At 45.0% G+C, this 5,641-nt stretch carries 5 protein-coding genes and 1 pseudogene; 5 read left to right on the top strand and 1 reads right to left on the bottom strand.

All coding sequences use genetic code 11. The annotated features are described in order from the left end of the window. Window positions 1-263 precede the first annotated feature (263 nt). Both IM319_RS07545 and IM319_RS07540 read left to right on the top strand, forming a co-directional pair. Window positions 264-452, top strand: a complete 189-nt coding sequence (locus tag IM319_RS07545) for a hypothetical protein (RefSeq protein ID WP_287735181.1) — start codon at window positions 264-266, stop codon at window positions 450-452. Then, window positions 421-1,113 carry a M15 family metallopeptidase gene (locus IM319_RS07540; RefSeq protein ID WP_287735180.1) on the top strand — a complete coding sequence of 231 codons (693 nt, stop codon included), beginning with the start codon at window positions 421-423 and terminating at the stop codon, window positions 1,111-1,113. The genes IM319_RS07545 and IM319_RS07540 overlap by 32 nt, the downstream gene beginning before the upstream one ends. Window positions 1,114-1,191: 78 nt before the next feature. Here the strand turns inward: IM319_RS07540 and IM319_RS07535 are convergent, their stop codons facing one another. Continuing rightward, complete coding sequence (locus IM319_RS07535; protein WP_286823950.1) at window positions 1,192-1,596, bottom strand: response regulator; 405 nt, start codon at window positions 1,594-1,596, stop codon at window positions 1,192-1,194. 82 nt (window positions 1,597-1,678) lie between these two features. Here IM319_RS07535 and IM319_RS07530 point away from each other — a divergent pair, with 82 nt between their 5' ends. The 3 genes and pseudogenes from IM319_RS07530 to IM319_RS22705 all read left to right on the top strand — a co-directional run. Further along, on the top strand, window positions 1,679-4,342 hold the full coding sequence (locus IM319_RS07530) for a DNA gyrase/topoisomerase IV subunit A (RefSeq protein WP_287735179.1): 2,664 nt from the start codon (window positions 1,679-1,681) through the stop codon (window positions 4,340-4,342). Window positions 4,343-4,344: 2 nt separating this feature from the next. Next, window positions 4,345-5,028, top strand: a complete 684-nt coding sequence (locus IM319_RS07525) for a YdcF family protein (protein WP_287735177.1) — start codon at window positions 4,345-4,347, stop codon at window positions 5,026-5,028. Between the two features lie 366 nt (window positions 5,029-5,394). Continuing rightward, window positions 5,395-5,641: pseudogene (locus IM319_RS22705) on the top strand (IS5/IS1182 family transposase); the annotation flags it as partial.

Genomic DNA, 5,641 nt, shown 5'->3' with positions numbered 1-5,641 from the left:
TTGGATACGTCCTGCCAGATCAAGGAAACTCGATGAACCAAGAATCCCTCGCTTTTAGCGATGGGAGTATCAATTTACCCGTAAACGTCCCTGGATTTTCCCGGCCGCATTTCCCCTATCTAGTCTTTGCTGAATAAATCTAAAAACCTTATCCAACAAGGTTTTTAGACTTTTTTTCCCTCAAAAAGTGCCGCCCCTTGGAGTTATTGGGGGGAAAATTCAGGGACTTTTTCCCTGAAAATTAGGTAATTGACCACCTGAAAATGGGTAAAACCCCACACCCCACACCCCAACCCCCCACCCCCAACCCCCAACCCCCTACCCCCACCGAAAAACTTTTTCAGCAGACCCTATCTAGTCTTTCCGGTAAACTGGCGATCGAGTTGACAATCAATAAAATTACTGTTTCCCGACGACGCGATGAAACCCTACCAAAAAATTCCTATTCGTGAATGCGGGGAACCCCTAGTACCTATACCCGCAGATAAGTTTGTTATACCTTCTCCCCATGCTTACGAGAAATTAGGGGCTAATTATCGGGGTAAATCTCCCTATTTTTTGCGACAAGGGGTGTTAAATGCTCTGATTGAGGCTCAAAACCGTCTGCAAGTCTATCAACCCGGTTGGCAAATTTTGATTTTTGATGCCTATCGACCAGTGGAAGTGCAACAATTTATGGTCGATTATACTTTTCAGACTCTCCTAGACACAAGAGGATTAGCCAAAGAGAAACTATCGGAGGCAGAAAGTCAAGGGATTTTAACAGAAGTTTACACTATTTGGGCGGTTCCCAGCGATAATGCCGCCACCCCGCCTCCCCATAGTACCGGAGCGGCGATCGATATTACCCTAGTTGACGAGAAGGGACAAGCCATCGACATGGGGGGAGAAATCGATGAGATCGGAGAGCGATCGCATCCCGATTATTATATCCCCGCAAAAAGCCCGCGAGAACAGAGTTATCATCAAAAACGAGTTTTATTGGCTAAAGTGATGGAGGAGGCGGGATTTAGTCAACATAAGGGGGAATGGTGGCATTTTTCCCTAGGGGATCAGATGTGGGCCTGGTCGCTCGATCGAGCCTACGCCATCTATGGCAGAGTTGAGGATTAGGGAGATAGCTGTTGGGGGTAAACTCAAAGCCACCGGTCTAGATCAATACTGATATACTAACAAAAGAAGACTCAAAGCTTACACCGACTCCCGATCAACGATCGCCAAAATTTGATCAACAAAAGCTTGGTGATCAACCACGGGTTTAGAAATATAACCATCGGCCTGACTCTGCTTGAGAAAATTCTCTCGATCGCCCTCCATAGCGTGAGCGGTGACGAGAATAACAGGTAAATCGGCGGTTTCGGGGTTAGCTTTGAGAATTTGGCTGATTTTAATACCATCTACCGCTTTCCCTTCATAGACACTATGGGAGAGGGAGACATCCATTAAGATCACGTCCGCTTCCTTGTCCCGAGCAATACGAAGCACTTCCTCCACGTCTTCAGTCCCTTTAACCTCTAGACCACCTCGTTTGGTCAAAATTTTGGCAAAAACGCGAAAATTAATCGGGTCGTCTTCTACAATCAAAACAGTCGTCATAGGGATGCTCAGGGATAAACAAGGTCAAAACGGGCAAAATGCCTTATGATTCACAGCTAGACAGATTGAAAACGAGAGACTCATGGCCAAACAACTGGATTTCTTAGCTAGTGGTCAAATTATACCCACGGCTTTACACCAAGAGATGGAACGCTCCTATCTAGAATATGCCATGAGTGTGATCGTGGGGCGAGCGTTGCCGGATGTACGGGATGGCTTAAAACCAGTACATCGTCGCATATTATACGCTATGCACGAACTGGGTTTAACCCCCGATCGCCCTTTTCGCAAATGTGCGCGGGTGGTGGGGGATGTCTTGGGTAAATATCATCCCCATGGCGATCAGTCAGTGTACGAGGCACTGGTTCGTATGGTACAGGATTTTTCCAGTCGTTACCCACTTTTATCGGGCCATGGTAACTTTGGTTCGATCGATAACGACCCCCCAGCAGCCATGCGTTATACAGAAACCCGTTTGGCCGGCATCGGTGATCAGGCGGTTTTGGGGGGAATTAGCGAAGCTATCGTTAATTTCAACAGTAATTTTGATAATTCTCAACAGGAACCCGTTGTTTTACCCGCTCAGTTACCGATACTCATTCTTAATGGTTGTTCAGGTATTGCGGTGGGGATGGCGACTAATATTCCTCCCCATAATTTAGGGGAAGTGGTGGAAGGTTTAATCGCTTTGATTGATAATCCCGATTTAAGCGAGGAAAAGTTAGTAGAAATTATCCCCGGTCCCGATTTTCCCACGGGAGGCGAGATTTTAGATGATACCGGCATTCGCGAGGCTTATCGCACTGGTAGGGGGATTATTCCCGTGCGCGGAGTGGCGAAAACTGAAACAATTATCATTGAGGGCAAGCGCCGAAGGGAAAGGACGGCAATTGTGGTTACTGAGTTGCCTTTTCAGGTGAATAAGGCGGCATGGATTGAAAAAATCGCCGAATTAGTCAATTTAGGGAAATTGGAGGGAATTGCCGATATCCGCGATGAAAGCAATCGCGAAGGCATTCGGGTGGTGATTGAATTAAAGCGGGAAAGTCAACCGCAGCAGGTTTTGGCGGCTTTATACCAACAAACGGCCCTACAGACTAATTTTGGGGCGATTATCCTCGCTTTGGTCGATAATCAACCCCGGCAGTTATCTTTAAAACAAGTTTTACAGGAATTCTTGCGCTTTCGAGAAACAACTCTCACCCGTCAGTATGGCGATGAGTTGCAACAGGCCAGCGATCGCTTACACTTAGTCGAGGGTTTATTATTAGCTTTGCAGAATATCGATCGAGTGGTGGATATTCTCAAAAATGCTCCCGATGGGACGACGGCTAAGTACCGTTTTCAGGCAGAATTGGGCATTAGTGACGCTCAAGCTGATTCTATCTTGGCTATGCCCCTACGTCGTCTAACCGGTTTGGAAAGACAAAAATTAGAGACGGAAGCGACGGAATTACAAACAAAAATTCAACAGTTGGAAACTCTCCTCCATAACCGTCAGGAGTTTCTCAAGTCTCTGAAAAAAGAATTGCGCTCTTTAAAGAAAAAATTCGCCGATAGCAGACGGACAAAAATTCGCACTGGGAAGTCGGGAGCAGGGAGCAGTCAGAAGGGAGCGGGGACAAAGGAGCAGGCAGCAGGGAAGAAACAGGATTCTGTGGTTAAAAAGCAGGAGTCAGTCCCGATGAAAAAATTTTCACCCCCACAGATGAAAGAGGTTTCCTTCCCTACACCCCACACCCCACACCCCACACCCTCTTTCAAGTCAGAAGGGAATAAACAGGAGAATAAAGTTAAGAAAAAGTCTGAGAGTGAGAATACACCGAGTTTAAGCCTATTTACGCCCCAAGAACCCCCAGAAAATGCGATTTTATTGCTTGATGCCGAAGATAAAATTAGTTGGACGACACCAGAAGAGCGAGTCCCGGACCGGGGTTTAATTATCTATCAACAGGCGATCGAAAAACGGGAAAATTTCCTAGTTATCCTCGATAATGCTAAAGCTTACCCGATTGCTACCCGGGAAGTTCCTCCAAAAGACAATCAACCGGTGTTAATCGACCGTCTGCTGACCAAAACCGCCCAAAAAGATTCAGAAGCCGTGTTAAATCAATTTTTCTTGACGGAACCTCAAAAAAATCAAGAATTGCTTTTACTGAGTCAACAGGGGCGAATAAAGCGGCTTTCAATCGATGAATTAGAGGGGGTTGGTAGTCGGGGTTTGTCCCTCATGAAATTGAAAGAAGACGATCGCCTATATGGCGCTATTTTTACTCACGAGGGCCTGGACTTAGCGATCGCCACCAGTAGCGGTCGGGTGTTGCGTTATCCCGTGCGCGAGGAATTATTGCCAATTATGGGTAAATCTGCCCAGGGTTTAGCAATTTTGCGATTGCGCTACGGGGAAAATCTAGCTGGTTGTGTTTCTCTCCCTCATCGGGAAAATCTGCTGCTGATTTCGGGATTAGGTTACGGGAAAAGACTGGCGATCGAGAATTTACGTCTATCACAATTAGGCGATCTTGGTTCACCCGCTTTACAATTCGTTAACAAACAGGATAGTTTAGCGGCCATGGTAGCGGCGCAGGAGGGGAGTATAGTGTTATTAAGTACCAATCAGAATCGAAAACTACCCTTAGAGGTAGAGACTGTGACAGTTACGGGTAAAGACGGGACAGGTTCACAATTAGTCAAACTCAACCCCGCAGAAAAAATTATCAAAGCACAATTGTTACACCGTCTCTAACAATGGCGAAAAAAACGAAAAATGTTGCCCGTAAACACCGGCATTGGCAAAGATGGCTAAAAATAACTCCGATTCTGGTTTTTGGGTTTATTATCCTTAATTTAGCGATTAATTTAGCCATCCGCTGGCCAATTAATCAACAAAAACCCATTGATGCCATCTTAGTTTTGGGGGGCAGCATTCGTCGGGAAATTTATGTAGCCAATCTAGCCCAGCAATACCCCGATATACCGATTTTAATTTCCCAAGGCTCGAAAGACCCCTGTATTTTATTACTATTTGAACGGGCAAAAGCGCCAAAAACTAACGTCTGGTTAGAAAAGTGTGCTGATTCTACCTTCGGCAATTTTTTCTTTGCCGTGCCAATTTTAAAACAATGGGGAGTACATAAAGTAAAAGTTGTCACCTCTCCTACTCATTTACCCCGCGCTAAATGGTTAGCAGAAATTCACTTGCAATCCCATGGTATAGCAGTAGAAATCGATGCAGTCCGAGAAATTGGTATCCCGGGTAATAACGAATCAAAGCTAAAAACTGGGTTAGATGTGACTAGAAGTATAATTTGGGCTTTTGTGGGACAATTAATCTATCCCCCCTGTTGGCAAGTCATTCCCTTAAATTCCGTTGATTTAGAAGCTTGGCACGATGAAGGTTTTCAATGTGAATCTCAAGGTAAGATCAAGTAAACAATCTTCTCCCAGTTAGTTTTTTAGCGGCTGCATCCCATTTTTGTAAATCTACTAACTTGGGATTTTTAAAGGCAAACTCTCTCTTCCCACTTGCCACTTTCCTATACCTTTTAACTAGGGTTTGCGGCAAAAAGTTTCTTGTGGGGACAGGGTGTGGGGTGTGGGGTGTGGGGTGTGGGGTGTAGGTTTTTACCGATTCTCATCTGGTCAATTAGCTAATTTTCAGAGAAAAAGTACCTTAATTTTCCCTGAAAATTAGGTAGTTGACCACCTGAAAATCGGTAAAACCCATCCCCCATCCCCCATCCCCCATCCCCCATCCCCCAACCCCCAACCCCCACCGAAAAACTTTTTCAGCAGACCCTAATTAATAAAGTGAATCGCTTTATGGTCAAAAATGCGAGATAAATAAAGGGAGAAGAAAACACCGCAAAAAAGTTAGAAAGTGAAAGCCAAAGTCAACCCGAAAATCGAGGCAAATTAATTTTAGATGCAAGTTGTGCCCCGGCAGATATTAGTTATCCTACGGATTTAAACCTGTTAAATCAAGGAAGAAAACAAACCGAAAAAATTATTGATATTCTCTGGGAAACTTTAAAAGGAAAACTTG

Origin of the sequence: Microcystis sp. M113S1 (assembly GCF_020246945.1) — a bacterium.
Classification (GTDB): domain Bacteria; phylum Cyanobacteriota; class Cyanobacteriia; order Cyanobacteriales; family Microcystaceae; genus Microcystis.
The sequence above is the reverse complement of the archived record's forward strand: the minus strand, read 5'-3'. Positions and strand labels throughout refer to the sequence as shown.